At 68.1% G+C, this 605-nt stretch carries 1 protein-coding gene; it reads right to left on the bottom strand.

Translation table 11 applies throughout. The annotated features are described in order from the left end of the window. Positions 1-70: 70 nt before the first annotated feature. Positions 71-445: a hypothetical protein gene (locus U9980_RS26520; RefSeq protein WP_322770428.1), complete on the bottom strand. Its 375-nt coding sequence runs from the start codon at positions 443-445 to the stop codon at positions 71-73. Positions 446-605 lie beyond the last annotated feature (160 nt).

Genomic DNA, 605 nt, shown 5'->3' with positions numbered 1-605 from the left:
TGGTCTCGCTCGTAAGTCCTTCGGGGGTTGACACCTGGGCGCATGGTGTGGGGCCGGTTAGATGCCGGGGTCAACAGGTACAGCTGGCAGGCGTAGTCGAGGGTCTCTTCGGGGGTGCCGGTGACGGTGGGCCGGTGGGCCGGTGGGTGTCCTGGTATCCGTTGTTGCTCGCGAGGGAGAGGGCGAATCCCCAGTGGGTGGCGGATCCGGTATAGCGCAGCCGCATCAGCGGGATGCTCTCGCCGTCGGCGAGCCGGCCCTCGATGTAGGCGAACGCGCCACGGTAGCGGATGTGCAGGCCGGCGAGTGGGGGCCGGCGGGTGGCCGCGTGGATGTGTAGCCGCTGTGACAGCGACACCTTGGTGGGTGGCCGGCCCGGCACGAGTGGATGGTTGACATACATTTTCCGCCCGAAAACCGGCGCCTCCTGACGCCTTTCTTCCACTCGTCGCACCGAAGGGAATACGGATCAAGGAGTGGGGTTGGGGTGGATGCGTCGCGAGGCGGCGGAGGGAGGCATCGGAGGTGTTGGGTGTGGACCGACGACAACCCGGCGAGGTGCGTGCCCCAGCCCCGCGACGCCGCGTCCCCTGTTGCCGGTCGCT

Source organism: Protofrankia sp. Cr1 (genome assembly GCF_963555865.1).
Classification (GTDB): Bacteria; Actinomycetota; Actinomycetes; order Frankiales; family Frankiaceae; genus Protofrankia.
Note: the sequence above shows the minus strand (reverse complement) of the source record. Positions and strands in the feature narration are given on the sequence as shown.